Raw genomic sequence first — 26,843 nt, 5'->3', positions numbered from 1 at the left:
CATTATCTCTGCTGCCTGTGCTGGCCCTTTCGCGGCTAAAGCCGCTCCTACAGGGACCGCGCCAGTCCCTGTGGGAGCGGCTTTAGCCGCGAAGAGGCCGGAACAGGCAAAAGAAAGCCCCGCTTCGATCGCGGGGCTTGTCAGTTCAGCTAGCCAGCCTTACTGCTGTACCTGGCTCACCGAGCGTGGTGCTACCGGCTGGTTGTCGTTGGAGATGGTCACCTCCACCCGACGGTTCTGCGCACGCCCCGAATTGCTCGAGTTGTCCGCTACCGGGTACTCCTTGCCATAGCCCTGGGCGACGATGCGCGCCGGGTCGACGCCGGCACGTACCAGTGCCATGCGCACGCTGTTGGCGCGGCGCTCCGACAGGCCCTGGTTGTAGTTGGCCGAGCCGACGCTGTCGGTGTAACCCTCGACGATCACCTTGCGTTCCGGGTTTTCCTGGAGGAACTGCGCCAGCTTGGTGACGTTCGGGTAGGCGTTGCTCTTGAGTTCGGCCTTGTTGAAGTCGAACAGCACGTCACCGAAGGTGACCAGCGTGCCGCGGTCGGTCTGCTTGGCGTTGAGGCTGTCCTGCAGCTTGGCGATCTGTGCGTCGCGGGCGTCCAGCTTGGCCTGGGCGCGCTGGGCCGAGGCGTTCTTCAGTTCGCCTTCGGCGGTGCGCAGGGCGATGGTCTGCTTGGCCACCTCGACGCGCTGGTTGGTCAGGTAGGCCAACTGGTCGACCTTCTTCTCGTCTTCACGGTCCATGTAGGCCTTGTCGGCCTTGTTCAGCCAGTCCTGGGCGTCCTTGGTCTCCAGCGCGGCAACCTTGCTCGATTGCGGGTCGCTCTGCAGCGAGGAGAAGTTGGTGCGGGCCGATTCGAGGTTGGCGTTAGGGTCGTGCGAGCAGGCAGCAAGGCCGACGCTCAGGGCCAGCAGGGCGGGAATCATGACGTAGTTGCGCATAGTGTTCATCCTTTGATCGTGTGCGAAGGCCGAGGTGGGCGGGGCAGGGCTCACTGAGCGCTGCGCAGGCCTTCCTCACGTACGTCCTGAACGCCCTCGCGGGCATCCTGCACGGCCTTCTGGGCCTTGGCCGCCTGGGCCTTGCGTTCGGCGAGGCGGGCGTCCCACTCGGCCTGTTCGGCCAGGCGCCTGGCGTCGTCGTACTTCTTGTCATGCATGGCGATCTCGGCCTGCTTGAACTTGTCCTGTGCCGCTTTCATTTCCACGGCGGCGAACTCGGTGCCGCCAGCGCTGACGGCCGAGTTCACGGCGGACTGGGTGACTGCATACTGCTCGGTGGGCGGGTTGCCCGCACAGCCGGCCAGGACCAGGCTGCTGCCCAGGGCCAGCGCTGCCAGCTTGAACCCGCGCACATGAGTGGATGAGGGTTTGTAGATGCGGGTGTTCTTGGTGGTCAGTTCCATTGGATCACTCCTGTTTACGACGTTGTCCGTAGCAGTCCATCGCTCGTTCCCTGACACGTGCACGCGCTTCAGCTCAACGGTGCACAACGGCAGGTGTGCAGGGTTTTAGCGTGATGGCTATTGGCTGTGACTGGCGCGTTTTTCGGATAGTTCAGAAAAAATTGATCATGTTTGGGGTTTGTGGCGCCTGGGAGATCGAGCGCCGCCCGCGCGGCGCTTCGCAGCGCAAGGCTGCTCCTACATCTGTTTCGGGCCAATTATTCCTGTGAGGTTTGTGCGCGAACGCTTTGGGGCATGGCTCGATATCGCGTTGTACGAACAAGGCGGTCGCGTGCACTGGCACAGGCGTTACCGGCCCGAAACAGATGTAGGAGCAGCCTTGCGCTGCGAAGCGCCGCGCGGGCGGCGCTCGATCTCCCGGGCGCTACAAAACTCATGACCTACACCTTCGCTATTCGCTATCGGCCCCAGGGTTGCTCAGGGCGTGCAGATGCTTTCGCGAAAGTGACAGAAAGCGCGGTGTAGGACCGATGTCCTCGTACAGCGGGTCGCCTTCCTCATCGGTGGCAATGACCTGGCGGCCTTGCACATAGGGGAAGCTGGCTTCCAGTTCCTCGAGGGCTGCCGCGACCAGCTCACCGAGCAGTTCCTCGGCGGTGCGCTTGGGGTACATGTCGATCAGCGCGGCCAGGCGCGCTTCGGACTCAAGGTCCAGATGCAGGACATGGCCCGTGGGGCTGAGGGTACCGGCGGCATTCTGTTCCCAGTGCTGGGCGAGTTCACGGATTTTCATGATGACCTCTGTTGACGCCTGAAAGGGCTGCAATGCATGGGAGTGTCGTGCTTTCACTTTAGTTTGCTTTGGCCGATCACGGCTTGCCATCGGCGCCTGGCTGTGGGCACTCTTGGGGCGAATACCGCGCACCCCTGTGGGAGCGGGTTCACCCGCGAACACCGGCGCAGCCGGTGCCAGGCACCGCGCTGGATGCTTCGCGGGTGAACCCGCCCCCACAGGGGATCGCGTAAAGGCTGAAAAAGGGATGCAATGCGCCAGAGCCGCGCCGGAGAGAGGGCCAATGACCGATATCGATGTGCGTTTGCGTGAAGATGTCCATGTGTTGGGTGAGCTGCTCGGCGACACCATTCGCCAGCAGCATGGCGAGGCGTTCCTGCAGAAGATCGAGGACATCCGCCACAGTGCCAAGGCCGACCGCCGCGTTGCCGGCGAGCAACTGAGCTCGACCCTGGCGGACCTGGCCGATGAAGACTTGCTACCCGTGGCCAGGGCCTTCAACCAGTTCCTTAACCTGGCCAACATGGCCGAGCAGTACCAGTTGATCCGCCGCCGCGACGCCGACCAGCCCGAGCCGTTCGAGGCCCGGGTGCTGCCCGAGCTGCTGGCGCGCCTGAAGCAGGCCGGGCACAGCAATGATGCCCTGGCCCGGCAATTGGCCAAGCTCGACATCCAGCTGGTGCTCACCGCTCACCCCACCGAAGTGGCCCGCCGCACCCTGATCCAGAAGTACGACGCCATCGCCGGCCAACTGGCAGCCCAGGACCACCGCGACCTGACCCCGGGCGAACGCCAGCAGGTGCGCGAGCGCCTGCGCCGGCTGATCGCCGAGGCCTGGCACACCGAAGAAATCCGCCGCACCCGACCGACGCCGGTGGACGAAGCCAAGTGGGGCTTTGCGGTGATCGAGCATTCGCTGTGGCACGCCATCCCCAGCCACTTGCGCAAGGTCGACAAGGCCCTGCTGGAGGCTACCGGCCTGCGCCTGCCGCTGGAGGCGGCGCCGATCCGCTTCGCCTCGTGGATGGGCGGTGACCGTGATGGCAACCCCAACGTGACCGCAGCGGTCACCCGCGAAGTCCTGCTGCTGGCGCGCTGGATGGCTGCCGACCTGTTCCTGCGCGACATCGATGCGCTGGCGTCCGAGTTGTCCATGCAGCAGGCCGACGATGCCCTGCGCGAGCGGGTCGGCGACAGTGCCGAACCCTACCGTTCGCTGCTCAAGCAACTGCGCGATCGCCTGCGGGCGACGCGCGCCTGGGCGCATTCGGCATTGACCAGCAGCCAGCCGGCCAGTGCCGAGGTGCTGGTGGACAACCGCGACCTGATCGCGCCGCTGGAGCTGTGCTACCAGTCCCTGCACGCCTGCGGCATGGGTGTGATCGCCGAAGGCCCGTTGCTCGACTGCCTGCGCCGCGCCGTGACCTTCGGCCTGTTCCTGGTCCGCCTGGACGTGCGCCAGGACGCCGCCCGCCACCGTGATGCGTTGAGCGAGATTACCGACTACCTGGGCCTGGGGCGCTATGCCGACTGGGATGAAGAGCAGCGCATCGAGTTCCTCCAGGCCGAGCTGAAAAACCGCCGGCCACTGCTGCCCGCGCACTTCAAGCCACAGGCCGATACCGCCGAGGTACTGGCCACCTGCCGGGAAATTGCCGCCGCGCCGGCCGCCTCGCTGGGCTCTTACGTCATCTCCATGGCCGGTGCTGCCTCGGATGTGCTGGCGGTGCAGCTGCTGTTGAAGGAGGCCGGCCTGACTCGGCCCATGCGCGTGGTGCCGCTGTTCGAGACCCTGGCCGACCTCGACAATGCCGGCCCGGTGATGCAGCGCCTGCTCGGCCTGCCAGGCTACCGCGCCAACCTGCGCGGCCCGCAGGAAGTGATGATCGGCTATTCCGACTCGGCCAAGGACGCTGGTACCACGGCTGCGGCCTGGGCGCAGTACCGGGCCCAGGAAAACCTGGTGCGTATCTGCGCCGAGCACCAGGTCGAGTTGCTGCTGTTCCACGGCCGTGGCGGCACGGTAGGCCGCGGCGGTGGCCCGGCCCACGCGGCGATCCTGTCGCAGCCACCGGGTTCGGTGGCCGGGCGCTTCCGCACCACCGAGCAGGGCGAGATGATCCGCTTCAAGTTCGGCTTGCCGGGCATCGCCGAGCAGAACCTGAACCTGTACCTGGCCGCCGTGCTCGAAGCCACCTTGTTGCCACCGCCACCACCGCAGCCGGCCTGGCGCGAGGTGATGGACCAGCTGGCCGCCGATGGCGTCAAGGCCTACCGCGGCGTGGTGCGGGAGAACCCCGATTTTGTCGAGTACTTCCGCCAGTCCACCCCGGAGCAGGAACTGGGGCGCCTGCCGCTGGGCAGCCGCCCGGCCAAGCGCCGCGCCGGTGGCATCGAAAGCCTGCGGGCCATTCCGTGGATCTTCGGCTGGACCCAGACCCGTCTGATGCTGCCGGCCTGGCTTGGCTGGGAAACGGCATTGAACAATGCCCTGGCCCGTGGCCAGGGTGAACTGCTGGCGCAGATGCGCGAGCAATGGCCGTTCTTCCGCACCCGCATCGACATGCTCGAGATGGTGCTGGCCGAGGCCGATGCGCAGATCGCCGAGGCCTACGACGAACGTCTAGTGCAACCGCACTTGCTGCCTTTGGGTGCGCACCTGCGCGACCTATTGTCGCAGTCGTGCCAGGTGGTACTGGGCCTTACCGGGCAGCCGGTGCTACTGGCGCACAGCCCCGAGACGCTGGAATTCATCAGCCTGCGCAATACCTATCTGGACCCGTTGCACCGCCTGCAGGCCGAGTTGCTGGCCCGCTCGCGCAGCCGCGAAGCCGCTCTGGACAGCCCGTTGGAGCAGGCCTTGCTGGTGACTGTGGCGGGTATTGCAGCCGGCCTGCGCAACACCGGCTGAGGGTAGGCCTGGGGCTTCCCGGGCAGGTACCGTGCGGGGCGTGGAAGTGGGCGAAGAGGGTGGTTGCGCCGGGCGCAACCGCCTGCCAGGCCAGCCGTAGGTGGCGCATTCCTGCAACTTTGGGACGCTTGTCTGGCTGCCGGGCGCTGTGTATCTTGAGCAGCCTTCTGACCGATTTATGGTCATACCCGATTTTCCGGACTTGGCCCTGGTCGCCGAATCCATTGAATTTCATAAAAAAATTTGAGGAGCACGAGATGCGCGTAATTCTGCTGGGAGCTCCCGGGGCCGGTAAAGGTACTCAGGCAAAGTTCATCACCGAAAAGTTCGGTATCCCCCAGATTTCCACCGGTGACATGCTGCGTGCCGCCGTCAAGGCCGGTACCCCGCTGGGCCTGGAACTGAAGAAAGTCATGGATGCCGGCCAGCTGGTCTCCGACGAGTTGATCATCAGCCTGGTCAAGGAGCGCATCGCCCAGCCTGATTGCGCCAAGGGCTGCCTGTTCGATGGCTTCCCACGTACCATCCCGCAAGCCGAAGCCATGGTCGCTGCCGGTGTCGACATCGACGCCGTCGTGGAGATCGCCGTGGACGACGAGGAAATCGTCGGCCGCATGGCTGGCCGCCGCGTGCACCTGGCCTCGGGCCGCACCTACCACATTCAGTACAACCCGCCGAAAGTGGAAGGCAAGGACGACGAGACGGGTGAAGACCTGATCCAGCGTGATGACGACAAGGAAGAGACCGTTCGCCATCGCCTGTCGGTCTACCACAGCCAGACCAAGCCGCTGGTGGACTTCTACCAGAAGCTGTCCGCCGCCAATGCCGGCAAGCCGAAGTACAGCCACATCGAAGGCGTCGGCTCGGTCGAAGCCATCACTGCCAAGGTCCTGGCAGCCCTGAGCTGATCCAGCGCCCGACGCACCTCGACAACGGCCCGCTTGCGGGCCGTTGTCGTTTGTGGCCCTGTTGCCACATGCGATCCCTGTAGGAGCGGCCTTGTGTCGCGATGGGGCGCGCAGCGGCCCCAAAAACTCAGCTTCGCCGCGAAAATTGCAGGGGCCGCTTTGCGGCCCATCGCGACACAAGGCCGCTCCTACAGGGACCGCGCCAGCCGAGCGGGCAATGGCCGTACGGCTGCCCCTTCGGGACACAACGCCGCCGCTGCTCTATACTGCCGCTCTTTTCCCCCTAGTACCTGGATACCCGTTCGATGACCACCCTCCTGGCCCTGGATACCGCCACCGAAGCCTGTTCCGTCGCACTGCTGCATGACGGCAAGGTAACCAGCCATTACGAGGTGATCCCGCGCATGCATGCCCAGAAGCTGCTGCCGATGATCAAGCAGCTGCTGGCCGAGTCCGGCGTGGCGCTGAATGCGCTGGATGCCATCGCCTTTGGCCGTGGCCCGGGCGCGTTCACCGGCGTGCGCATTGCCATCGGTGTGGTCCAGGGCCTGGCCTTCGCCCTGGAGCGCCCGGTTTTGCCGGTGTCCAACCTGGCCGCACTGGCCCAGGGCGCGCTGCGCGAGCACGGCGTGCAGCAAGTGGCGGCCGCCATCGATGCGCGCATGGATGAAGTGTATTGGGGCTGCTATCAGGCCACCGAGGGCGAAATGCGCCTGGTCGGCCAGGAGGCAGTGCTGCCGCCCGAGCAGGTGGTGCTGCCGGCGGGCAGCGCTGGCGAGTGGTTCGGTGCCGGTACCGGTTGGGGCTATGCCGAGCGCCTGGCGGTGCAGGTGGCAGCCAGCAATGCCAGTGCCTTGCCCAACGCCCTGGACATCCTCAGCCTGGCCAGCTTTGCCTGGGCACGCGGCGAGGCGATCGTTGCCGAACAGGCACAACCGGTCTACCTGCGCGATAATGTAGCGACACCCAAGAAGCGCTGAGTGTTGTTCGTCGGTTATCGCCGATGACACTAAAACCTTTTGCGCGATCTGTGGTCCAGTTATCACTCGAGCATTAGCGATGGAACCCTGATGCTGCTAAATTGCCATCATTGGTTCTGAGTGCTCATGCCATGCGTATCGACGGTTTCTCATCGCAGTCCTACCCGATCAAGCGCACCCCACGCAAGGCAGCGGTGCGTGACGAGGCCATCGATGATGCCGAGGTGATCGAGGAGGTCGAAACCGCCCCTCAGGAAGCCACCGCCCGCCGTCGCAGCGGTGGCCTGCCAGCCCGCCAGCAGGACATGATCTTCCCCCGCGCCCGTGACCGCCGCACCGCTACCGCATTGGCCAGCTACCTGAGCACCGCCGGTTTTACCGACTGGGACATGGAAGTGCTGGGGCTCGACCTGTACATTTAGTGGATGAGTCCATCACCACTGCCTTATTTTCTCGGTTGCCCGTCCTGGAGCGAAAACGCCTGGCGCGACTACCTGTATCCCGCCGACGCCAACAGCAGTGAAATGCTCGGCTACTACAGCCAGGTGTTCAACGCCGTCGAGGGCAATACCACTTTCTACGCACGTCCCGCACCCGGCACCATTGCGCGCTGGGCGCAGATCATGCCCGAACACTTCCGCTTCACTGCCAAGTTCCCGCGGGACATCAGCCATGAAGGCGACCTGCGCGATCAGCTGGAACCGGCCTTTGACTTCACCCGCCTGATGGCCCCGCTGGGCCAGCGCGTAGCGCCGTACTGGCTGCAGTTGCCGGCCCAGTTCAGCCCCGCACGGCTGGGCGAGCTTTGCCACTTCCTTGACGAAGTCGGAGTGCCGGTGGCCGTGGAGGTGCGCAACCAGGCCTTCTTCGCCAAGGGTGAAGAAGAGCGGTTGCTCAACCGCCTGCTGCATGAGCGTGGCGTGGAGCGTATCTGCCTCGACCCGCGTGCCTTGTTCAGCTGCACCTCCCGTGACCCCGCCGTGCTGCATGCGCAGGCGAAGAAGCCCAAGGTACCGCCACGCCCGGCAGCCTTCAGCCAGCACCCGCAGGTGCGCTTCATCGGCCACCCGCAGCTGGAGGCCAACGAGGCCTTTCTTACCCCCTGGGTGGACAAGGTCGCCGCCTGGATCGAGGAAGGCCGCAACCCCTACATCTTCCTGCACACCTCGGACAACCGCCTGGCCGCCGCGTTGGCCCAGCGCTTTCACCAACGCCTGATGCAGCGCCTGCCGGGCCTTGCCGCGTTGCCGGAATTGCCGCGCACCCCCGAGGTCGAACAACTGGGGCTACTCTGACCTTTTCCTGACTGCCGGAGGTTGAACCATGGATGTGCAAACCCTGCGAGCCGAAGCCTTCAAGGCCCTGCACGAGCGTGACAGCGCCTTCGTCATCCCCAACCCGTGGGATGCCGGCTCGGCCAAGTTGCTGGCCAGCCTGGGCTTCGAGGCGCTGGCCACCACCAGTGCAGGCCTGGCTTTCAGCCTGGGCCGTCCGGACGCCGAAGGCGCCTTGAGCCTGGACGATACCCTCGATAATGCTGGCGAGATTGTCGACGCTACCCCCTTGCCGGTGGCCGCTGACCTGGAGAACGGCTTTGGCGACCTGCCCGAAGATTGCGCCCAGACCATTCTGCGGGCCGCCGAAGTCGGCTTGGTGGGTGGCTCTATCGAGGATGCCAGTGGTCACAGCGATACGCCGATCTATGATTTCGGGCTGGCAGTAGAGCGTGTGCGCGCAGCCGTGCAGGCCGCACGCAGCCTGCCGTTCCCGTTCACCCTGTGCGCCCGGGCAGAGAACCTGCTGCACGGGCGCATGGACCTGGACGATACCATCCTGCGCCTGCAGGCCTATGCCGAGGCCGGTGCTGATGTGCTCTATGCGCCCGGGCTGCGTACTGTCGAGGAAATCCGCGCGGTGGTGCAGGCCGTCGCGCCGCGGCCGGTGAATGTGCTGATGGGCATGGCGGGCGTGCCGCTGAGCGTCAACCAGTTGCAGGACCTGGGTGTACGCCGCATCAGCGTCGGCTCGTCGCTTGCCCGTGCCGCGTTGGGGGCCTTCCACCGGGCTGCGCTGGAGATTCGCGATGAGGGCACCTTCGGCTACGGTGAGCAGGCGCTGCCGTTCGCCCAACTCAACGACCTGTTCCGCCGCTGATGAGGGCCGTGCTGGCGTTGCTGGCCGGCCTGTCGTTGCTTGCGGGGCTGGCCTGGCACCTGGGTTGGCGGCTGCCCGCCGCGTGGAACCCGTGGGCGCCGCTGGACGTGCGTCAGCCCCCCAACCTGCTGACCCCCTACAAGCTGTCCCGCCTTCGTGATGACCCGATGCTGTGTCGCCTGGCACTTCAAACCAGCCAGTTGCGCTACCGGGCACAAGCCGACAGTTCGGCTGCTGCCGACTGCCCATTGCGAAACGTATGGCGTATCGACGGTGGTCAGGCGCGGCTCGGCGGCAGCTTCCTGGCCAGTTGTCCGTTGGCAGTGGCGTATGCACTGTTCGAAAACCATGGCCTGCAGCCTGTAGCGCAACGGGTGTTGGGGCAGCCGGTGGTTCAGGTCGACCACCTGGGCAGTTTTGCCTGCCGCAATGTCTACCACCGCAAGCAGGGCCGGCTGAGCCAGCACGCCACGGCCGATGCCTTGGACATCAGTGGCTTTCGCCTGCGGGACGGCCAGCGCATCGTCCTTGCGCGGGACTGGCAGGCGGGCGGGCAGAAAGCGGAATTCCTTCGTCAGGTGCAGCAGGCGGCCTGTGACAGCTTCAGCACGGTACTGGGGCCGGACTACAACGCTGCACACCACAACCACTTTCATGTGGACATGGGCCGCTGGCAGATCTGTCGTTGAGCGTGGGCGCGTTCAGGCGTGGGCGCGCACGTTGTTCAGCACCACCGGGCGTGCCCAGTGGATGTCGAACTCCAGGTCGGTCTGCTGCTTGGCCAGGGTGGCGTCATCGAACGGTTCGGGCGCCGGGTCCAGCAGGTTGGTCTCGAACTCGGCGATCGGCAGGAACAGCGAGCGTGGGGTAGGGCCGGGGCCGGGTTCGGCAATCGGGTGACCTTGGCTCATCACCACCGGGCGTAGCCAGCTGTTGCTGATGTCGAGCTGGCGCTGCTGCTCGATCAACTCGACTGCGCTGAACGGCTCGGGGGCGGGCGGCAGCAGGTTGGCTTCGAGTTCTGCCTTGGGCAGGAACAGTGGCTCGGGCGGTGCCACCTCGGTGTCGTGTACCGGGCAGGCACGCTGGGCGTCGATCAGGGCCAGCGCACGGGCGCCGCCGATCGGCTCGCCGCTGCTCTGGTCGTATTGCACGAACGACTGGCTGACGCTGTCTACCGGCTCTTCCTGCTGCTCGGCCATGGCCCGGGCAAAAAAATCCTGCCACAGGTGGCTGACGCCCCCGAGTGCCTGGGTGTTGTGCTGACTGTAGTTGCCGACAGGCGACAGGTAGGTCAAGCCGATGGGAAGAGTATCTGACATGGCAGTCGCGCGCGTTGTGCTCTGGCAGAATAGCGGGATATTGCCTGTATCGGCCGAAGTAGCCGGTACATTAACGGCTGGGTTCAATTTCTAGGTGTGAATGATGGAAGAGCAGGGCACAGGTATCCGGGTCGAGGCGCTGTCGGCTGAATTCGAGGCGCAAGCCGCTGCATGGGCACAGCGCCTTGAGTTGCCGCTGCTGGACGATGCTGCCGGGTTTGCCGTGCAGGTGGGCGTTGATGGCTTGCAGATCCAGCAATTGGGCCCGCAGGCCCCGGGGCCGGTGCGGGTCGACTTTGTCGAAGGCCAGGCCGCGCACCGGCGCATGTTCGGTGGTGGCAACGGGCAGATGATCGCCAAGGCGGTGGGCATTGCCCAAGGCGTGCGTCCGCAGGTGCTGGATGCCACCGCCGGGCTGGGCAAGGACGCGTTCGTGCTGGCCAGCCTGGGCTGCCAGATGACCCTTATCGAACGCCAGCCGCTGATTGCCGCGTTGCTGGAGGATGGCCTGGCGCGGGCGCGGTCGGATGAAGAGGTGGGGCCGATCGTGGGGCGCATGCGCCTGCTGACCGGCAACGCCATCGAGCGCATGCGCGCCTGGGAAGGCGAGGCGCCACAGGTGATCTACCTCGACCCGATGTTCCCGCACCGGGACAAGAGTGCGCTGGTGAAGAAGGAAATGCGTGTGTTCCGCCCATTGGTCGGTGATGACCTGGATGCCCCGGCCCTGCTCGAAGCTGCCCTGGCGCTGGCCAGCCACCGGGTGGTGGTGAAGCGGCCGCGCAAGGCGCCGGCCATCGACGGGCCGAAGCCGAGCCACAGCCTGGAGGGCAAGTCGAGCCGGTATGACATTTACCCGAAGAAGGCCCTCAAGGCCTGAGCTTTCCCGATGTGGCCGGCTAGCGCGGGTCATTGTGGGAGCGGGCGTGCCCGCGAAGTCGGCAACTCGGTGCCTGGCACCGGCTCCGCCGGTGTTCGCGGGCACACCCGCTCCCACAATGACCGCGCTGCTTGAATGCCATGTATGTCATTGACATTGCTTCAGGGGCGGAATGCCCGCAAGAACACCCCAACTACCTCGCGCACATGCGCCTCGGCCTCATCCCCCTCCAGCGGCCCCGCGCACCCCAGCAGCAATCGGTAATCCGGTGCGCCCTTGACCAGGCAGAAGAAGTGCTCCGCCGCACGCAGCGGGTTGTCGATGCGCAGCAGCCCGCGCTCGTGCGCCCCGCGCAGCAATGCTTCCATCCCCGCCAGCACGCGCTTGGGCCCGGCTTCGTAGAAGTACTCGCCAAAGCTCGGGTCCAGGCTGCCCTGGGCCATGATCAGGCGGCTGAGCTTGACCGCTTCATCGCTGCTGATCAGCGCCTGGAAGCCACGGGCAATGGTCAGCAGCACCTCTTCCAGCGGCGCCCCCTCGGGGTACTCGAACAGCAGGTCGGGCAACTGGATCTGGCAGGTTGCCATGACCGCCGAGCCGAAAAGCGTCTGCTTGTCGGTGAAGTGGCTGTATACGGTGAGCTTTGAAACACCTGCCGCCGCAGCGACCGCATCCATGCTGGTGTTGGCGTAGCCAAGGCTGAGGAACAGGGCCTTGGCTGCTTCGAGAATCGCCTCGCGTTTGGCCAGATCCTTGGGCCGGCCCGGGCCGATGGGGGCGTCGTTGGACATTGTGGTCTGCATCTGGTTAAAGAAACACCATCTTAACGGGTCAGGCGCCATCCGGCTAAAGCCTGCGGGCAAAACCTGCTGTTTGTCAGCGAAAAGCTGATCGACAGTGAGGTAGGAGATCGAGTGCAACAAAGCCCAACGCATGGCGAAAAATTGACGGGTTCCAGATGCGCTGGACCCGCTCGGGGTAGTTGCCGAACTCGCGCGCACTGGCGGAATGAAAGTGCTGGTGCTCAAGGGGGTGTACGAGACCGTCCCCGTTGCCCAGGCCATCGAGGAGGGCGTGCTTGGCATCGTACTGGTCGAGGATTCGCCGTCGAGGCGAGTGCTTTGGCGGAGAAGAACACGATCTCCGTCGGTCTTGGTCGCAGTCAAGGTCACCAGGTTGTTGGCGGTCAGGATCTTCGAGTCATCGGGGTTACTGGTGTCGGGGTGCACGATGGCGCGAAGCTGGTCGAGGGTAACGGAACCGTTGCTGGCGACGCTTACGGTGAACACCAGATGGTTGCCGATGGCGAACGGCCTTCCACCACGGCGCCATTGAGCGACAGGTTGACTGCCGAGCCGGTGGCCGTGTCGGTCAGGCCAGAGGCGCTCGTCACGACGCGCAGGGCATAGGTGAGCGTACCGGCACCATCGTTGCCGAAGGCCGAGGTGAAGTTGGCGGCGATGCCGATGAACACCTTGTTCAGCAGATTGACGGCATCGTCAGGATTGCCCGTGTTCGGGTGCTTCAGCGGCTGGTATTCCACCGTCTAGATCTTGCCGCCTCTTCCCGGCATCCGTTGCCTGATTTAATATACTCTCCAGTACAAATATTGAATGTGCCCTCCGCGAAAGGATTCATCATGTTGCGCCATGCCTTGTCCATCGCTCTGTCCGCCGCTGCCGTGCTGTTGCTGGCGGCGTGCGGCCAGGAAGCCGCCCCACCTGCAGCGCCGCGCCCGGCGCTGGTGGTGCAGCCGCAGCCGGCCGAAGCCGCTGCCGACAGTTACCCCGGCGAAGTGCGGGCGCGCTTCGAGCCGGAACTGGCTTTCCGCATTAGCGGCAAGGTCAGCAAACGCCTGGTCGAGGAAGGGCAGCGGGTCAAGGCCGACCAGCCGCTGGCCGAGCTGGACCCGCAGGATGTGCGCCTGCAACTGGAAGCCAACCGTGCCCAGCTGGCGGCCGCCGAGGCCAACCTGTCGCTGGTGCGCGCCGAGCGCGATCGCTACCAGAAGCTGCTGGACCGGCAGATGGTCAGCCATTCCCAGTTCGACAACGCCGAAAACCTCTACCGCGCCGGCCTGGCCCGGCTGAAACAGGCCAAGGCCGAGTTCGACGTGGCTGGCAACCAGGCTGAATATGCTGTGCTGCGCGCACCCCAGGCCGGGGTGATTGCCAAGCGCCAGGTGGAAGTGGGCCAGGTGGTCGCCGCAGGGCAGACCGTGTTCACCCTGGCCGCCGATGGCGAGCGGGAAGTGGCCATCGGCCTGCCGGAGCAGCAGTTCGCCCGCTTCGCCGTGGGCCAGCCGGTGAGCGTGGAGTTGTGGTCGCACCCGCAAGAGCGCTTTCAGGGGCGTATCCGCGAGTTGTCACCGGCCGCCGACCCGCGTTCGCGCACCTTTGCTGCCCGCATCGCCTTTACCACGGCCGCCACGCCGGCGGAGCTGGGCCAGAGCGCCCGGGTGTTCATCGCCCACGAAGGGCTGATCCCGCTGGCGGTGCCGCTGTCGGCAGTCACTGCGGAAAACGGCCAGGCCTACGTCTGGCGGGTCAACAAGGACAGCCGCCTGGAGCGGGCAGTGGTGCGCCTGGGGCCCTACGGCGCCGACAGCGTGCCCGTGCTCGAAGGCCTCGCTCCCGGCGACTGGGTAGTCGCCGCGGGTGGCCATGTATTACGCGAGGGCCAGGAGATACGCCCCGTGGACCGTACCAACCGCGTAGTGAACCTGACGGCCAAGGAGTAAGTCCCGATGGGTTTCAACCTTTCTGCCTGGGCGCTGCGCAACCGCCAGATCGTCCTGTTCCTGATGATCCTGCTGGCGGCCATTGGCGCCATGTCCTACACCAAACTCGGCCAGAGCGAGGACCCGCCGTTCACTTTCAAGGCCATGGTCATCCGTACCCTGTGGCCCGGTGCCACTGCCGAGGAAGTGTCGCGCCAGGTCACCGAGCGTATCGAGAAGAAGCTGATGGAAACCGGCGAGTACGAGCGGATCGTGTCGTTCTCTCGCCCGGGCGAATCGCAGGTCACCTTCATGGCCCGCGACTCGCTGCATTCCAAGGACATCCCCGAGCTGTGGTACCAGATCCGCAAGAAGGTCGCGGACATCCGCCACACCTTGCCGCCGGAAATCCAGGGCCCGTTCTTCAATGACGAGTTCGGCACTACCTTCGGCAATATCTATGCGCTGACGGGTGAGGGCTTCGATTACGCGGTGCTCAAGGACTATGCCGACCGTATCCAGATCCAGTTGCAGCGGGTCAAGGACGTGGGCAAGGTCGAGCTGATCGGCCTGCAGGACGAGAAAATCTGGATCGAGCTGTCCAACCTCAAGCTGGCCACCCTCGGCGTGCCGCTGGAGGCCGTGCAGCAGGCCCTGCAGGAGCAGAATGCGGTCAGCACCGCCGGCTTCTTCGAAACGCCCAGCGAGCGCCTGCAACTGCGGGTGAGCGGGCGCTTCGACAGCGTCGAGCAGATTCGCCAGTTCCCCATCCGCGTGGGGGACCGCACCTTCCGTATCGGCGATGTGGCCGAGGTGCACCGCGGCTTCAACGACCCACCCGCACCGCGCATGCGCTTCATGGGCGAGGATGCCATTGGCCTGGCGGTTTCGATGAAGGACGGCGGCGACATCCTGGTGCTGGGCAAGGCATTGGAAAGCGAGTTCGAGCGCCTGGCGCGCAGCCTGCCGGCCGGCATGGAGCTGCGCAAGGTCTCGGACCAGCCAGCGGCGGTCAAGGCTGGCGTGGGCGAGTTTGTCCAGGTGCTGGTCGAGGCGCTGGTCATCGTGCTGCTGGTGAGCTTCTTCTCGCTGGGCCTGCGCACGGGGCTGGTGGTGGCGCTGGCCATCCCGCTGGTGCTGGCCATGACCTTCGCCGCCATGCACTACTTCGGCATCGGCCTGCACAAGATCTCCCTTGGCGCGCTGGTGCTGGCCCTGGGCTTGCTGGTCGATGATGCGATCATTGCCGTGGAGATGATGGCGATCAAGATGGAGCAGGGCTACGACCGCCTCAAGGCGGCCAGCTACGCCTGGAGCAGCACCGCCTTCCCGATGCTCACCGGCACCCTGATCACGGCGGCGGGCTTCCTGCCCATTGCCACGGCAGCCTCCAGTACGGGCGAATACACCCGTTCGATCTTCCAGGTGGTGACCATCGCCTTGCTGACCTCCTGGGTGGCCGCCGTGGTATTCGTGCCTTACCTGGGCGAGCGCCTGCTGCCGGACTTGGCCAGGCTGCATGCCGCGCGCCATGGCAAGGATGGCCACGCGCCAGACCCTTACGCCACACCGTTCTACCAGCGGGTGCGGCGTGTGGTGGAGTGGTGCGTGCGGCGGCGCAAGACGGTGATCCTGCTGACTATTGCCGCCTTTGTCGGCAGTATCCTGCTGTTCCGCTTCGTGCCCCAGCAGTTCTTCCCGGCCTCCGGGCGGCCGGAACTGATGGTCGACCTGAAACTGGCCGAGGGTGCCTCGCTGGCCAACACCGCCGAGCGGGTCAAGCAACTGGAGGCGTTGCTCAAGCAGCAGGAGGGTATCGACAACTACGTGGCCTATGTGGGCACCGGTTCGCCGCGTTTCTACCTGCCGCTGGACCAGCAGCTGCCGGCGGCCAGCTTCGCCCAGTTCGTGGTACTGGCCAAGTCGATGGAAGACCGCGAGCGCCTGCGCAGCTGGCTGATCAGCACCGTGGACCAGCAGTTCCCCGACCTGCGTGCCCGGGTCACCCGCCTGGAAAACGGCCCGCCCGTGGGTTACCCGGTGCAGTTCCGGGTGACTGGCGAGCACATCGAGACGGCGCGTGCGCTGGCCCGCGAAGTGGCCGACAAGGTGCGCCAGAACCCGCATGTGGTCAACGTTCACCTGGACTGGGAGGAGCCGAGCAAGGCGGTGTTCCTCGAGATCGACCAGGACCGCGCCCGCGCCCTGGGCGTGAGCACCGCGCACCTGTCGAGCTTCCTGCAAAGCTCGCTGACCGGCACCACGGTCAGCCAGTACCGCGAGGACAACGAGCTGATCGAGATCCTGCTGCGCGGCACCCGCCAGGAACGCAACGAGCTGGGCAACCTCGGCAGCCTGGCATTGCCGACCGACAATGGCCAGAGCGTGGCGCTGTCGCAGGTTGCGACTCTGGAGTACGGCTTCGAGGAAGGCATCATCTGGCACCGTAACCGCTTGCCGACGGTGACCGTGCGCGCCGATATCTACGACAAGGAGCAGCCGGCGACGCTGGTGAAGCAGATAGAACCGACCCTGCATGACATCCGCGCCAAGCTGCCGGATGGCTATTTGTTGGAAGTGGGCGGCACGGTGGAGGACTCAGAGCGCGGGCAGAAGTCGGTGAATGCCGGCATGCCGCTGTTCGTGGTGGTGGTGCTGAGCTTGCTGATGATCCAGCTGCGCAGCTTCTCGCGCACGGTGATGGTGTTCCTCACCGCGCCGCTGGGGCTGATTGGCGTGACCCTGTTCCTGCTGGTGTTCCGCCAGCCGTTCGGCTTTGTCGCCATGCTCGGCACCATTGCCCTGGCGGGGATGATCATGCGCAACTCGGTGATCCTGGTGGACCAGATCGAGCAGGACATCGCGGCGGGGCTGGAGCGCTGGCAGGCGATCATCGAAGCCACGGTGCGGCGCTTCCGCCCGATCGTGCTGACCGCACTGGCAGCGGTGCTGGCGATGATTCCGTTGTCGCGCAGTGTGTTCTACGGGCCGATGGCGGTGGCGATCATGGGCGGGTTGATCGTGGCCACGGTGCTGACCCTGCTGTTCTTGCCGGCGTTGTATGCGGCTTGGTTCAGGGTGAAGAAGGGCTGAAGGCCGCAGGGGAGGGCTTTGCCCTCCTATCGCGACACAAGGCCGCTCCCACAAAGGTCCTGCATTCGCCGATCTATGTAGGAGCGGCCTTGTGTCGCGATGGGCTGCAAAGCAGCCCCCAGGGGGCCCTCAGAGGGCGCCGAAGACCTTCTTGGCCAGGCTGGTAGCCGCTTCAGCCGGGTTCTGGCGAATGCTCTGCTCCTGCTTGGCAATCATCTCGAACAGGCCATCCAGTGCCTTTTCAGTCACGTAGTTCTCGATGCTGGCGCTCTTGGCATCGACCACACCCAACGCCACGGCCTGCCCGGCAAAGTTGTTGTACTGCTGAGCCAGGCCAACCTTGTCGGTAGCCTGCTTGACGATCGGCAGGAACTTGGCGCGGATCTGCTCGCGGCTGCTCTTGTTCAGGTACTGGGTAGCCGAGTCGTCACCGCCGCTGAGGATGCCCTTGGCATCGGTCACGCTCATGTTCTTCACGGCATCTACCAGAATCGCCTGGGCCTGCGGCACGGCAGCCTCGGCGGCCTTGTTCATGCTGGTTTCCAGGGCTTCGACCTGTTCACCCTTGCCGAACATCTTCATCGCCTTGGCGGCCTTGCCCAGGTTGCCTGGCAGTTCGATGCGCACGTCCGGGTTGTTGCTGAAGCCGCCCGGGGTGCTCAGCTGCTTGACGGCCAGTTGTGCGCCTTGGGTCAGGGCATCCTTCAGGCCGCCGGTGGCGTCTTTCTGGGTCAGGTCGCCCAGCGACAGGGCCAGGGCACTGGCCGACAGCAGCAGGCCGGCGCACAGGGTGGTGAAACGCAGGGAAGTGCGGATCATGAAGCTTTCCTTGTAGACAGATGAATACGGGTATCAGCGAACCGGATCGACCTTGATCCGCACGGGCTGTGGGTCAGTGCCGTCGAGCATGACGCCGTGATGTTCGGTGTTGATGAACAGCAGCTTGCCGTCCAGCTCGATGCGCGCGCTTACCGCATAGCGGTGGCCGGGCTTGACCTGGGCCGGGTCGAAGGTGAGGTGAAACGGCAGCGGTACGTTGCCTTTGACCGGGCCGGCCTGGCGGGCCAGGGTCACCGCCGGGGCGTCCATCAGCGAGACGTCCTGCAGTTCCACGCTGAGGGTGGCGGCAGGTGGCAGGGCGCTGCGCTGCAGGTAGAAGACTTCGCCATCCAGGCTGGCCTGGTTGGACGGGGTGTGGCTGGAACAGGCTGCGAGCAAGGATGCGCAACACAGCATAAAGAGCTTTTTCATGGTATCTCCGAAGTCCTTGGCGTTGGCTTGTGGCCAACCCCAGGGACTTTAGCGGATTTTCCCGGCTGATAAAGCCTCAGATGGTGGAAGTTTCCAGCCCGTCTTCACGGTGCAATGCCACCTGGCGGATCGACAGGCGCAGCTCCGCCGACAGCACGCGCTTGGCCACGCCTTCGGCCAGCTCGCCGAGCTTGTCGTGATAACCCAGCTTGCCCTGGGCATCTGCATGCAGCACGCCTTGCTCGAGCAGGGTCTGGATGAAGTGGCGGAACAAGGTCTTGTCGAAGAACTCCGGAGCGTTCAGGCCGTGCAGGATCGACAGGCGCTGGGCCATCATCACGCACAGGTCTTCCAGTTCTTCGGCGCTGAGGCTGTTCTGGCCGCTGTTCAGCAGCAGCGAGGTGGCCATGTAGAAACGCTGCAGGGTCTGGGTGATGGTGCGGGCGAGCAGGGTCAGCAACACGAACTGCCGCGAGCTGGGTGCCGGGCGAATGTAGGTGTCGTTGTCCTGGCGCAGCAGCCCTTGCTCGACCAGTGCGGTCAGCCACTGGTCGATCACCGCATCCAGTTGCTCCGGCGTCCAGCGCAGGAACAGTTCGGCCTGCAGGTAGGGGTACAGCGCGTGCACATACTGGCCCAGCAGTTCGCGGCTCATGCGCGAACTGCTGAGGAAGAAGCTGGCCAGCAGCGCCGGCAGGGCGAAGATGTGCAGCACGTTGTTGCGGTAATAGGTCATGAGTACCGCGTTGCCTTCATCCAGATACAGGATGCGGCCCAGGGCGTCCTTCTGCACGGCCACCAGGTTCATGCCGCGCACGTGCTCGATCAGCGCTTGGCCGTCGCCGTCGGGCAGGGTGGTGTGCGGCGAGTAGGGCACCTGGCGCAGCAAGGCCAGGTACAGGTCGAGCACGCGGGTCAGGGCGCGCTCGTCCAGGGCCAGGCGGCTGGTGGACAGCAGCGCCAGGGCTACCAGGTTGACCGGGTTGATCGCGGCCGCCTCGTTGAGGTGGCGGGCCACGGTTTCGCCCAGGCGGGTGGTGGTGGCGTTGAGCCAGGCCGGGCGGTATTGCGGGCCGTGGTCCTGTTCACGCCAGCCGGGCTGTTGCTGGTCGAGGAAGCCGGCCAGGCGGATCGGCTCGCCGAAGTTCACGTATACCTGGCCAAAGCGCTGCTTGAGCGCGCCGAACACCTTGAAGATATCGAAGATCGACTCTTTCTTCTTGCTGGCACCGCGCAGCTCGCCCAGGTAGGTGCGGCCTTCGAGCACGCGCTCGTAGCCGATGTACACCGGCACGAACACGATCGGCGTGCGCGACGAACGCAGGAAGCTGCGCAGGGTGATGGCCAGCATCCCGGTGCGCGGCTGCAGCATGCGCCCGGTGCGCGAGCGGCCGCCTTCGACGAAGTACTCGACCGGGAAGCCCTTGGTGTACAGGGTGTGCAGGTACTCGTTGAACACCGCGGTGTACAGCGGGTTGCCCTTGAACGTGCGGCGCATGAAGAAGGCACCGCCACGGCGCAGCAGGTTACCCACCAGCGGCATGTTGAGGTTGATGCCCGCGGCCACGTGCGGCGGTGTCAGGCCGTTGCGGAACAGCAGGTACGACAGCAGCAGGTAGTCGATATGGCTGCGGTGGCACGGCACATAGATCACTTCGTGGCCGGGGGCGATGCCTTGCACCTGCTCGATGTGGTTGACCTTGATGCCGTCGTAGATCTTGTTCCAGAACCAGCTCAGCACCACTTCGAGGAAGCGGATGGCGGTGTAGGTGTAGTCCGAGGCGATCTCGTTGCCATAGCGCAGAGCCTGGGCTTCGGCCTTGGCCAGCGGCAGGTTTTCGCGCTGCGCCTCATCGACGATGGCCTGGCGCACCTGGGGCGCGTGGATCAGGCCCTTGACCAGGTTGCGCCGATGCGAGATGTCCGGGCCGATGACGGCGGTCTTGAGGTTGCGAAAGTGCACGCGCATCAGGCGCTGGGCCATGCGCACGGTGCGCTCGTGGCCCTTGTTGTGCTGTACCAGTTCGCGCAGGTGGATGGGCGCGGAGAACTGCACCCGGGTCTTGCGCCCGAGGATCAGCACGGTCAGCAGCCGGCGCAGGCGCCCGGTAACCGCCCAGCTGTCGGCGAACAGCAACTTCCACGGGCTGGATTCACTTGCCGGGGTCTGGCCCCAGAACACACTGACCGGAATGATCTGCGCATCCTCTTCGGCATGCTGGCTGACGGCGGCGACCAGGCGCTCCAGGGTAGGCGGGGCGCCGCGCTTGTCATGACGGCCGAGCCAGTCCGGGTCCGGGGTCAGGTAGAAGAATGCCGCCGGTTCCTGCAGCGGGCCAACCGCCACCGGCAGCACCGGGCGCGGCAGGCCTGCCTTGGTGCATTCATGGTCGAGCACGGCCAGGTCGGTGAGCGCGGGCGAGGGCAGGGCATAGAAAACCGGGCGGCTGCGGTCGAGCTTGAGGGTGAGGGAGGACTGGTTGATGGTCTCGGAGCGCACCCACAGGTACAACAGGCGACGCAGGGCGCCGAAGATCAGGCGGCGCAGGGGGGAACGGGTCATGGGGTGTGTGCCCTGGGTGTGATTTTCAGGTGGGTATCCAGCCAATTAGTCTGCCGTATCCGCGCAAGTTCAGCAAAAATCGCCGAACGGCGCGACGGTCATCAAATTTTTTTGTTCTGTGTCATATACTCGGCCTGCCACTTGCAAGATATTTGCGCAAGCGGCGTCGACACAGGGAGGGACTCTGTGTCTGCAAGGCGATCTTCACAATAAAAATCCGGAGTAGTTCAGATGTCGTCTCGTGAGACTGGGAATGTAAAGTGGTTCAACGATGCCAAGGGTTATGGCTTCATTCAGCGCGAAGGTGGTGCGGATGTATTCGTCCACTATCGGGCGATCCGCGGTGAGGGGCATCGTACCCTGGTCGAAGGACAGCGGGTGGAATACGCCTGCGTGCAGGGCCAGAAAGGCCTGCAAGCCGAGGACGTGGTAGGCCTCTGAGCCTCTGCTGTAATGGCCGGCTGACGCGGCCTGTGTTGGAGCGGCCTTGTGTCGCGAAAGGGCTGCGTAGCGGCCCCGACAACAGGTGCCGTGCCGCCATTGTCAGGGGGCCGCTTTGCGGCCCTTCGCGACACAAGGCCGCTCCTACAGGAATCAACCTCCGGTACGCCAGGTGATTTCCTCTTCACCGTCGGCGCTGATGCGGACCCAGCGGTCGGCATCTTCTTCCCCATCTTCCTCCACCCAGCCACCTGGCGCGCAGCGCACTTCCACGCCCAGTGCGGCGAATGCGGCGCGGGCGCAGGCAACGTCATCGGCCCACGGCGTCTGGTCACTTTCAAGGTACAGGCTGTTCCATTTCCCTACAGCCTTGGGTAACCAGGTGACCGGAATGTTACCGGCCTGGCATTTGAAGGTATGGCCTTTCTGCTTCCATTCGCTGCATGGGCCGATTGCCTGGGCGAGCCACTCGGCAATCTGCTTGTGGTCGACGTCGGCGTCCTTCAGGTAGATCTCGATATCAGGTTGGCGCATAAGGGCTCCGGGTGTGCTCAGTCTTGGCGCACGAAATAGTCATAACGCATGGAAACCGTGACCTCGAACGGCTCGGGCTGGTCGATCACCCGGGCACGCTTTTCGGCACTGGCGCGCCAGCCGTGCGGTGTCATGGCCAGCAGGTCGGCGCGGGCCTTGGGCGCGGCCAGGCTCAGGCGGAACTCCAGGGTTTCGCTGTGGGCATGGGCCATGCCTTCGGGGACCAGGGCCAGGTGTTTGTCGTCGGCGTAAGGGCGTACTTCATCGTAGAGCACTTCGCGCAGCTCCATCAGGTGGCCGCTGGTGGGGCCGACCCGCATCAAGCCGCCGCCGGGGCTGAGCAGGCGCTTGGCCTCGGCCCAGTCCAGCGGGCTGAACACGCTGGCGATGAACTGGCAGCTGGCGTCGGCCAGCGGCACGCGGGCCATGCTGGCGACCATCCAGGTAACCTCGGGCGCGCGGCGGCAGGCACGCTTGACCGCCTCACGGGAGATGTCCAGGGCGTAGCCGTCGGCAGCCGGCAGGGCCTGGGCGATCTGCGCGGTGTAGTAACCCTCGCCACAGCCGATGTCCAGCCAGGCACCGGGCTGGCGCTCGGCGGCCAGCTCGGCCAGGCGGCGCGCCACCGGCGCGTAGTGGCCGGCGTCGAGGAAATCGCGGCGGGCTTCGACCATGGCCTGGTTGTCACCCGGGTCGCGGCTGTTCTTGTGCTGCACCGGCAGCAGGTTCAGGTAACCCTGGCGGGCGCGGTCGAAGCGGTGGCCGGCCGGGCACACCACACCGTTGTCGAGCCGGCTCAGCGGTGCCTGGCAAAGAGGGCAGGCGAGCATCAGGCGAGCAACCGGACCAGGGTCTGGTAATAGATTTCGGTCAGCAGGTCGAGGTCGCTGGCCAGGATCCGCTCATCCACCTGGTGGATGGTGGCGTTGACCGGGCCGAGCTCGACCACCTGGGTGCCCATGGTGGCGATGAAGCGGCCATCGGAAGTACCGCCGCTGGTGGACGGCTGGGTGTCGCGGCCGGTGACGCCTTTGATGCTGGCCGAGACGGCGTCCAGCAGTTCGCCCGGTTCGGTGAGGAACGGCAGACCCGACAGTGCCCAGTCGATCGACCAGTCCAGTTCATGCTTGTCGAGGATCGCCGACACCCGCGCCTGCAGGCCTTCGACGGTCGACTCGGTGGAGAAGCGGAAGTTGAACAGTGCGGTCAGCTCGCCCGGGACCACGTTGGTGGCGCCGGTGCCGGAGTTGAGGTTGGAGATCTGGAAACTGGTCGGGGGGAAGAACGCATTGCCTTCGTCCCAGTGCTCGGCCGCCAGTTCCGCCAGGGCCGGTGCGGCCAGGTGGATCGGGTTGCGCGCCAGGTGCGGGTAGGCCACATGGCCCTGCTTGCCGCGCACGGTCAGCTTGGCGCCCAGCGAGCCACGGCGGCCGTTCTTGACCACGTCACCCAGCAGGGTGGTGCTGGAGGGTTCGCCGACGATGCACCAGTCCAGGCGCTCGTTGCGTGCTTTCAGGCGCTCGACCACGGCCTTGGTGCCATGGTGGGCCGGGCCTTCCTCGTCGCTGGTGATCAGGAACGCGACCTTGCCGCGGTGGTCCGGGTAGTCCTGCACGAAGCGCTCGCTGGCAATCACCATGGAGGCCAGGCTGCCTTTCATGTCGGCGGCGCCACGGCCGCAGAGCATGCCGTCGGCGTCGATCAGCGCTTCGAACGGCTCATGCTGCCATTGCTGCACCGGGCCGGTCGGTACCACGTCGGTGTGGCCGGCAAAACACAGCACCGGGCCATTCTGGCTGCCGTGGGTGGCCCAGAAATTGTCGACGTCCTCGAAGCGCATCGGCTCGAGCTGGAAGCCCACGGCGCCCAGGCGGTTCATCATCTGCGCCTGGCAGTCGGCGTCGACGGGGGTGACCGAGGGGCGGCGGATCAGGTCGCAGGCCAGTTGAAGGGTAGGCGAGAGCTCGGCAGGGGCCGTCATGGGGGACTCCGGGGCAAGGCAAGGCGGGGAAATCTGAGGGGCGTTATCTTATATCAAACCGTCAGGCCAATGGGGCCGCTTTGCGGCCCATCGCGACACAAGGCCGCTCCTACAGGCGATCTCGCCATATCTGACGGGATGCGATCCCCTGTAGGAGCGGCCTTGTGTCGCGATAGGGGCGCAAAGCGCCCCCGGCATTCTCAAGCCTGCTGCGCCTCGACGGCCTTTTCCCCAGGCTTGGGCAGCGAAGACAGGAACGCCATCACCAGCGCCGCCACATAAGGCAACGACTGCACCAGCAACATCGCCACCCAGAAGCGCATGTCCGAGCTCGGCAGCCCCTGTACCAGGTAGATGCCCAGCGCTGCGCCCCACAGCAGCAACATGATGAACAGCTCTTCCCGCGCCTCGGAAATCGCCACCAGCAGCCCGTGGCTGTCGGCGTTCTTCGGTGTGCGGAAGAACGGCATGCTGCTGGTGAAGAACCCGTACAGCACCGCCTTGGCAATGGTATGCGACAGCGCCAGCCCGGCCAGCGCCGCAGCAAAGGCATCCTTCAGGTTCACCCCTACCGCGCGGCGGTAGAGGAAGATGATCTTGCCGACCTTGAAGAAGAACAGTGCCAGCGGTGGAATGGCAAAGATCATCAGCGGCGGGTCGACCCGGTGCGGCACGATGATCATCGCCGCCGACCACAGCAGCGCGCCGATGGTGAAGAAGATGTTCATGCCATCGGCGATCCATGGCAGCCAGCCGGCCAGGAAGTGGTAGCGCTGGCCGCGGGTCAGCTCGCTGCCCTTGCCGCGCAGCAGGGCGCTGGCGTGGTGCTTGATGATCTGGATGGCGCCGTAGGCCCAGCGGAAGCGTTGCTTCTTGAAGTCGATGAAGGTGTCGGGCATCAGGCCCTTGCCGTAGCTGTTGTGGGCATAGGCGGCCGACAGGCCCTTCTCGAATACCCGCAAGCCCAGTTCGGCGTCCTCGCAGATGCACCACTCGGCCCAGCCCAGCTCTTCCAGCACGCTGCGCCGGGTCATGGTCATGGTGCCGTGCTGGATGATCGCGTCACGGTCGTTGCGGGTGACCATGCCGATGTGGAAGAAGCCCTTGTACTCGCTGTAGCAAAGCTTCTTGAAGGCGCTTTCGTGCTGGTCGCGGTAGTCCTGCGGCGACTGCACCACGGCAATCTTCGGGTCGGCGAAGTGCGGCACCATGTGCTTGAGCCAGTTGCGGTCGACGCAGTAGTCCGAGTCGATCACCGCGATCACTTCGGCATCCTTGGCGGTGTGCGGGATCAGGTAGTTCAGCGCGCCGCCCTTGAAACCGGCCAGGGGCGCGACGTGGAAGAACCTGAAGCGCTCGCCGAGCTTCTCGCAATGGGCCTTGAGCGGTTCCCACACGGCCGGGTCCTTGGTGTTGTTGTCGATCACCAGCACTTCGTAGTCGGGGTAGTCCAGCGCGGCCAGGGCATCGAGGGTCTGTTTGACCATTTCCGGCGGCTCGTTGTAGCACGGCACATGCACCGACACCTTGGGCCGGTAGGCGCTGTCGGCCTGCACCGGCAGGAATTCGCGCCGGCGCTTGTGTATCCATACCGCCTCGGCCAGCTCGTGGGCCTCGGTCAGCAGCACGATGAACACGCCCAGCGCGCCGAGGGCCAGCAGCACGCCCACGGTCAGGCTGAACCAGGTGCTGTATTGCTGGCTGTAGTCGTAGGCGATCCATACCAGCACCGACCCGCACAGGAAGGTGATGAAGGTCAGGAAGGTGCGGCCGCGCTGGCGCAGGGCCGAACCGTCGATGAACAGCACCATCAGGGCAATCATCGCCAGCACCACCGAGGCCACCGCCAGGGCGCGCCATTGCGGGATCGCCACCACCGGGCCGTCAAAGTTGAATTTTTGCTGGCGTTCGGCGTTGTACACGCCCCAGTAGGCGCCCACCGAGCCTTCGTCACTGGCCTTCCACGGCTGGTCGTAGGCCTCGATGACGAAGTAATTGTAACCACGGCGGTTGAGGGTGTTGACCAGGGTACGCAGGTAGATGGCCTGGTCGGCCTGGGTGGCATCGGCGCCGCCGCGCATGCGGCCGTTGCTCGGCCAGCCGACTTCCGACAGCAGCAGGGGTTTGCGCGGGAACTGGTGCTTCAGTTCGCGGGCGCGGTCGAGCACGAACTCGACCGAATCCTTCATCGGCACGAACTCCCAGTACGGCAGGATGTGCGCGGCAATCAGGTCGACGTGCTTGGCCAGCTGCGGGTTTTCCTTCCAGATGTGCCATTGCTCACTGGTGGTCACCGGCACCTTTACTGCTGCGCGTACTCGGTCCAGGTACTTGATCAGGTTTTCCGGGGTGACTTCTTCGCGGAACAGTGCCTCGTTACCGACCACAACCCGCACCACGCTGCGCGAGGTGTTGGCCAGCTGGATGGCCGTGGCGATTTCGCGTTCGTTGCGCTCCAGGTCCGGGCTGATCCAGATGCCCAGCGTCACCCGCAGGCCGAATTCCTCGGCCAGGCGCGGGATATCCGCCTGGGTGCCCTCCACGGTGTAGATCCGGATGCTGTCGGTCAGTTTGCTCAACTGCTCCAGGTCCTGGCGCATCTCGTCGTCACTGGGGTACTGGCCCTTCTGCGGGCTTTCGCCCAGACGGAACGGTGAATACGAGAATCCAGAGATCTGTTCTGGCCAGGCGGGGGCGGAGACCGGGCGGTTGATCAGTGCCCAGAACCCGGTGAACAACGCGGCGATGGCCAGGACCACGACCAGGTTCAGGCCGAATTTACGTGAAGACATTGTCGTCCATATGTGTCGAAGTGATAGGACATTAAAGCAGGGTTGGTAGTCTCTTTCCTAACGATGCAGGCCATGGGCCCGCTGGCATATAATGCGCGCCGGTTTT

The 26,843-nt window shown here is 65.1% G+C and carries 23 protein-coding genes and 1 pseudogene; 11 read left to right on the top strand and 13 right to left on the bottom strand.

Annotation, left to right across the window (positions count from 1 at the left end; genetic code table 11):
* Positions 1-159: 159 nt before the first annotated feature.
* The 3 genes from ACGLHT_RS12950 to ACGLHT_RS12940 form a co-directional block, all read right to left on the bottom strand.
* Entirely contained in the window at positions 160-951 is a 792-nt protein-coding gene (locus ACGLHT_RS12950) for an OmpA family protein (RefSeq protein WP_025337942.1), read from the bottom strand.
* A gap of 50 nt (positions 952-1,001) precedes the next feature.
* Entirely contained in the window at positions 1,002-1,415 is a 414-nt protein-coding gene (locus ACGLHT_RS12945) for a DUF4398 domain-containing protein (protein WP_112250987.1), read from the bottom strand.
* Between the two features lie 451 nt (positions 1,416-1,866).
* Entirely contained in the window at positions 1,867-2,208 is a 342-nt protein-coding gene (locus tag ACGLHT_RS12940; protein ID WP_137163119.1) for a pilin assembly protein, read from the bottom strand.
* Positions 2,209-2,491: 283 nt separating this feature from the next.
* Here ACGLHT_RS12940 and ppc point away from each other — a divergent pair, with 283 nt between their 5' ends.
* The 7 genes from ppc to ACGLHT_RS12905 all read left to right on the top strand — a co-directional run bounded on the left by ppc (position 2,492) and on the right by ACGLHT_RS12905 (position 9,850).
* Positions 2,492-5,119 carry a phosphoenolpyruvate carboxylase gene (gene ppc, locus ACGLHT_RS12935; protein ID WP_274119690.1) on the top strand — a complete coding sequence of 876 codons (2,628 nt, stop codon included), beginning with the start codon at positions 2,492-2,494 and terminating at the stop codon, positions 5,117-5,119.
* Positions 5,120-5,376: 257 nt separating this feature from the next.
* Positions 5,377-6,027, top strand: a complete 651-nt coding sequence (gene adk, locus ACGLHT_RS12930) for an adenylate kinase (RefSeq protein ID WP_003259830.1) — start codon at positions 5,377-5,379, stop codon at positions 6,025-6,027.
* A gap of 305 nt (positions 6,028-6,332) precedes the next feature.
* The gene (tsaB, locus tag ACGLHT_RS12925) at positions 6,333-7,007 is read left to right on the top strand and encodes a tRNA (adenosine(37)-N6)-threonylcarbamoyltransferase complex dimerization subunit type 1 TsaB (RefSeq protein ID WP_137163121.1); all 675 of its coding nucleotides are present in this window, start codon (positions 6,333-6,335) and stop codon (positions 7,005-7,007) included.
* 131 nt (positions 7,008-7,138) lie between these two features.
* Complete coding sequence (locus ACGLHT_RS12920; RefSeq protein WP_025337946.1) at positions 7,139-7,429, top strand: hypothetical protein; 291 nt, start codon at positions 7,139-7,141, stop codon at positions 7,427-7,429.
* Positions 7,430-7,432: 3 nt separating this feature from the next.
* Positions 7,433-8,302 (top strand): DUF72 domain-containing protein, encoded by an 870-nt coding sequence (locus tag ACGLHT_RS12915; RefSeq protein ID WP_085587642.1) that lies wholly within the window; start codon positions 7,433-7,435, stop codon positions 8,300-8,302.
* Positions 8,303-8,330: 28 nt separating this feature from the next.
* Positions 8,331-9,161 carry an oxaloacetate decarboxylase gene (locus ACGLHT_RS12910; protein WP_025337948.1) on the top strand — a complete coding sequence of 277 codons (831 nt, stop codon included), beginning with the start codon at positions 8,331-8,333 and terminating at the stop codon, positions 9,159-9,161.
* Positions 9,161-9,850, top strand: a complete 690-nt coding sequence (locus tag ACGLHT_RS12905; protein ID WP_274119689.1) for an extensin family protein — start codon at positions 9,161-9,163, stop codon at positions 9,848-9,850. Before ACGLHT_RS12910 ends, ACGLHT_RS12905 begins: the two co-directional genes overlap by 1 nt.
* A 12-nt stretch (positions 9,851-9,862) precedes the next feature.
* Here ACGLHT_RS12905 and ACGLHT_RS12900 read toward each other — a convergent pair whose 3' ends face one another.
* Positions 9,863-10,483, bottom strand: a complete 621-nt coding sequence (locus ACGLHT_RS12900) for a hypothetical protein (protein ID WP_025337950.1) — start codon at positions 10,481-10,483, stop codon at positions 9,863-9,865.
* A 103-nt stretch (positions 10,484-10,586) separates the two neighbouring features.
* Between ACGLHT_RS12900 and ACGLHT_RS12895 the strand changes: the two genes are divergently transcribed.
* Complete coding sequence (locus ACGLHT_RS12895) at positions 10,587-11,363, top strand: class I SAM-dependent methyltransferase (protein ID WP_274119807.1); 777 nt, start codon at positions 10,587-10,589, stop codon at positions 11,361-11,363.
* Between the two features lie 161 nt (positions 11,364-11,524).
* On the opposite strand, the gene ACGLHT_RS12890 is transcribed toward ACGLHT_RS12895, so the two are convergent.
* Positions 11,525-12,166: a TetR/AcrR family transcriptional regulator gene (locus tag ACGLHT_RS12890; RefSeq protein ID WP_274119806.1), complete on the bottom strand. Its 642-nt coding sequence runs from the start codon at positions 12,164-12,166 to the stop codon at positions 11,525-11,527.
* 336 nt (positions 12,167-12,502) lie between these two features.
* Positions 12,503-12,906 (bottom strand): annotated as a pseudogene (locus ACGLHT_RS12885) (DUF5801 repeats-in-toxin domain-containing protein); the annotation flags it as partial.
* 96 nt (positions 12,907-13,002) lie between these two features.
* On the opposite strand from ACGLHT_RS12885, the gene ACGLHT_RS12880 reads away from it, so the two are divergent.
* Together ACGLHT_RS12880 and ACGLHT_RS12875 are read left to right on the top strand one after the other, a co-directional pair.
* Positions 13,003-14,103 (top strand): efflux RND transporter periplasmic adaptor subunit, encoded by a 1,101-nt coding sequence (locus tag ACGLHT_RS12880; protein ID WP_274079233.1) that lies wholly within the window; start codon positions 13,003-13,005, stop codon positions 14,101-14,103.
* A 6-nt stretch (positions 14,104-14,109) separates the two neighbouring features.
* Positions 14,110-17,175, top strand: a complete 3,066-nt coding sequence (locus ACGLHT_RS12875) for an efflux RND transporter permease subunit (protein ID WP_274119688.1) — start codon at positions 14,110-14,112, stop codon at positions 17,173-17,175.
* A 129-nt stretch (positions 17,176-17,304) separates the two neighbouring features.
* On the opposite strand, the gene ACGLHT_RS12870 is transcribed toward ACGLHT_RS12875, so the two are convergent.
* The 3 genes from ACGLHT_RS12870 to plsB all read right to left on the bottom strand — a co-directional run bounded on the left by ACGLHT_RS12870 (position 17,305) and on the right by plsB (position 20,989).
* Positions 17,305-17,994, bottom strand: coding sequence for a DUF4197 domain-containing protein (locus ACGLHT_RS12870; protein WP_025337957.1), 690 nt, complete (start codon positions 17,992-17,994; stop codon positions 17,305-17,307).
* A 33-nt stretch (positions 17,995-18,027) separates the two neighbouring features.
* Positions 18,028-18,426 (bottom strand): YbaY family lipoprotein, encoded by a 399-nt coding sequence (locus ACGLHT_RS12865; RefSeq protein WP_274119687.1) that lies wholly within the window; start codon positions 18,424-18,426, stop codon positions 18,028-18,030.
* A 76-nt stretch (positions 18,427-18,502) separates the two neighbouring features.
* Positions 18,503-20,989, bottom strand: a complete 2,487-nt coding sequence (plsB, locus tag ACGLHT_RS12860; protein WP_274119686.1) for a glycerol-3-phosphate 1-O-acyltransferase PlsB — start codon at positions 20,987-20,989, stop codon at positions 18,503-18,505.
* Positions 20,990-21,220: 231 nt separating this feature from the next.
* On the opposite strand from plsB, the gene ACGLHT_RS12855 reads away from it, so the two are divergent.
* A complete protein-coding gene (locus ACGLHT_RS12855) occupies positions 21,221-21,430 on the top strand; it encodes a cold-shock protein (RefSeq protein WP_003252255.1) in 210 nt (69 codons plus the stop codon).
* 153 nt (positions 21,431-21,583) lie between these two features.
* On the opposite strand, the gene ACGLHT_RS12850 is transcribed toward ACGLHT_RS12855, so the two are convergent.
* The 4 genes from ACGLHT_RS12850 to ACGLHT_RS12835 all read right to left on the bottom strand — a co-directional run bounded on the left by ACGLHT_RS12850 (position 21,584) and on the right by ACGLHT_RS12835 (position 26,737).
* Positions 21,584-21,964, bottom strand: a complete 381-nt coding sequence (locus tag ACGLHT_RS12850) for a hypothetical protein (protein ID WP_039614802.1) — start codon at positions 21,962-21,964, stop codon at positions 21,584-21,586.
* Positions 21,965-21,981: 17 nt separating this feature from the next.
* Positions 21,982-22,794 (bottom strand): putative RNA methyltransferase, encoded by an 813-nt coding sequence (locus tag ACGLHT_RS12845; protein ID WP_025337963.1) that lies wholly within the window; start codon positions 22,792-22,794, stop codon positions 21,982-21,984.
* Positions 22,794-23,945, bottom strand: coding sequence for a succinyl-diaminopimelate desuccinylase (dapE, locus tag ACGLHT_RS12840; protein WP_137163163.1), 1,152 nt, complete (start codon positions 23,943-23,945; stop codon positions 22,794-22,796). Before dapE ends, ACGLHT_RS12845 begins: the two co-directional genes overlap by 1 nt.
* A gap of 200 nt (positions 23,946-24,145) precedes the next feature.
* Positions 24,146-26,737: a glycosyltransferase gene (locus ACGLHT_RS12835; RefSeq protein ID WP_075043974.1), complete on the bottom strand. Its 2,592-nt coding sequence runs from the start codon at positions 26,735-26,737 to the stop codon at positions 24,146-24,148.
* Between the last annotated feature and the right edge of the window lie 106 nt (positions 26,738-26,843).

The sequence above is a fragment of the Pseudomonas sp. PsB genome, assembly GCF_043658375.1.
Taxonomy (GTDB): Bacteria; Pseudomonadota; Gammaproteobacteria; order Pseudomonadales; family Pseudomonadaceae; genus Aquipseudomonas; species Aquipseudomonas putida_Z.
Note: the sequence above shows the minus strand (reverse complement) of the source record. Positions and strands in the feature narration are given on the sequence as shown.

Coding starts and splice junctions, on each gene's coding strand:
- ACGLHT_RS12950 (WP_025337942.1), bottom strand. CDS start 951: ATGCGCAACTACGTCATGATTCCCGCCCTGCTGGCCCTGAGCGTCGGC.
- ACGLHT_RS12945 (WP_112250987.1), bottom strand. CDS start 1,415: ATGGAACTGACCACCAAGAACACCCGCATCTACAAACCCTCATCCACT.
- ACGLHT_RS12940 (WP_137163119.1), bottom strand. CDS start 2,208: ATGAAAATCCGTGAACTCGCCCAGCACTGGGAACAGAATGCCGCCGGT.
- ppc (WP_274119690.1), top strand. CDS start 2,492: ATGACCGATATCGATGTGCGTTTGCGTGAAGATGTCCATGTGTTGGGT.
- adk (WP_003259830.1), top strand. CDS start 5,377: ATGCGCGTAATTCTGCTGGGAGCTCCCGGGGCCGGTAAAGGTACTCAG.
- tsaB (WP_137163121.1), top strand. CDS start 6,333: ATGACCACCCTCCTGGCCCTGGATACCGCCACCGAAGCCTGTTCCGTC.
- ACGLHT_RS12920 (WP_025337946.1), top strand. CDS start 7,139: ATGCGTATCGACGGTTTCTCATCGCAGTCCTACCCGATCAAGCGCACC.
- ACGLHT_RS12915 (WP_085587642.1), top strand. CDS start 7,433: ATGAGTCCATCACCACTGCCTTATTTTCTCGGTTGCCCGTCCTGGAGC.
- ACGLHT_RS12910 (WP_025337948.1), top strand. CDS start 8,331: ATGGATGTGCAAACCCTGCGAGCCGAAGCCTTCAAGGCCCTGCACGAG.
- ACGLHT_RS12905 (WP_274119689.1), top strand. CDS start 9,161: ATGAGGGCCGTGCTGGCGTTGCTGGCCGGCCTGTCGTTGCTTGCGGGG.
- ACGLHT_RS12900 (WP_025337950.1), bottom strand. CDS start 10,483: ATGTCAGATACTCTTCCCATCGGCTTGACCTACCTGTCGCCTGTCGGC.
- ACGLHT_RS12895 (WP_274119807.1), top strand. CDS start 10,587: ATGGAAGAGCAGGGCACAGGTATCCGGGTCGAGGCGCTGTCGGCTGAA.
- ACGLHT_RS12890 (WP_274119806.1), bottom strand. CDS start 12,166: ATGCAGACCACAATGTCCAACGACGCCCCCATCGGCCCGGGCCGGCCC.
- ACGLHT_RS12880 (WP_274079233.1), top strand. CDS start 13,003: ATGTTGCGCCATGCCTTGTCCATCGCTCTGTCCGCCGCTGCCGTGCTG.
- ACGLHT_RS12875 (WP_274119688.1), top strand. CDS start 14,110: ATGGGTTTCAACCTTTCTGCCTGGGCGCTGCGCAACCGCCAGATCGTC.
- ACGLHT_RS12870 (WP_025337957.1), bottom strand. CDS start 17,994: ATGATCCGCACTTCCCTGCGTTTCACCACCCTGTGCGCCGGCCTGCTG.
- ACGLHT_RS12865 (WP_274119687.1), bottom strand. CDS start 18,426: ATGAAAAAGCTCTTTATGCTGTGTTGCGCATCCTTGCTCGCAGCCTGT.
- plsB (WP_274119686.1), bottom strand. CDS start 20,989: ATGACCCGTTCCCCCCTGCGCCGCCTGATCTTCGGCGCCCTGCGTCGC.
- ACGLHT_RS12855 (WP_003252255.1), top strand. CDS start 21,221: ATGTCGTCTCGTGAGACTGGGAATGTAAAGTGGTTCAACGATGCCAAG.
- ACGLHT_RS12850 (WP_039614802.1), bottom strand. CDS start 21,964: ATGCGCCAACCTGATATCGAGATCTACCTGAAGGACGCCGACGTCGAC.
- ACGLHT_RS12845 (WP_025337963.1), bottom strand. CDS start 22,794: ATGCTCGCCTGCCCTCTTTGCCAGGCACCGCTGAGCCGGCTCGACAAC.
- dapE (WP_137163163.1), bottom strand. CDS start 23,945: ATGACGGCCCCTGCCGAGCTCTCGCCTACCCTTCAACTGGCCTGCGAC.
- ACGLHT_RS12835 (WP_075043974.1), bottom strand. CDS start 26,737: ATGTCTTCACGTAAATTCGGCCTGAACCTGGTCGTGGTCCTGGCCATC.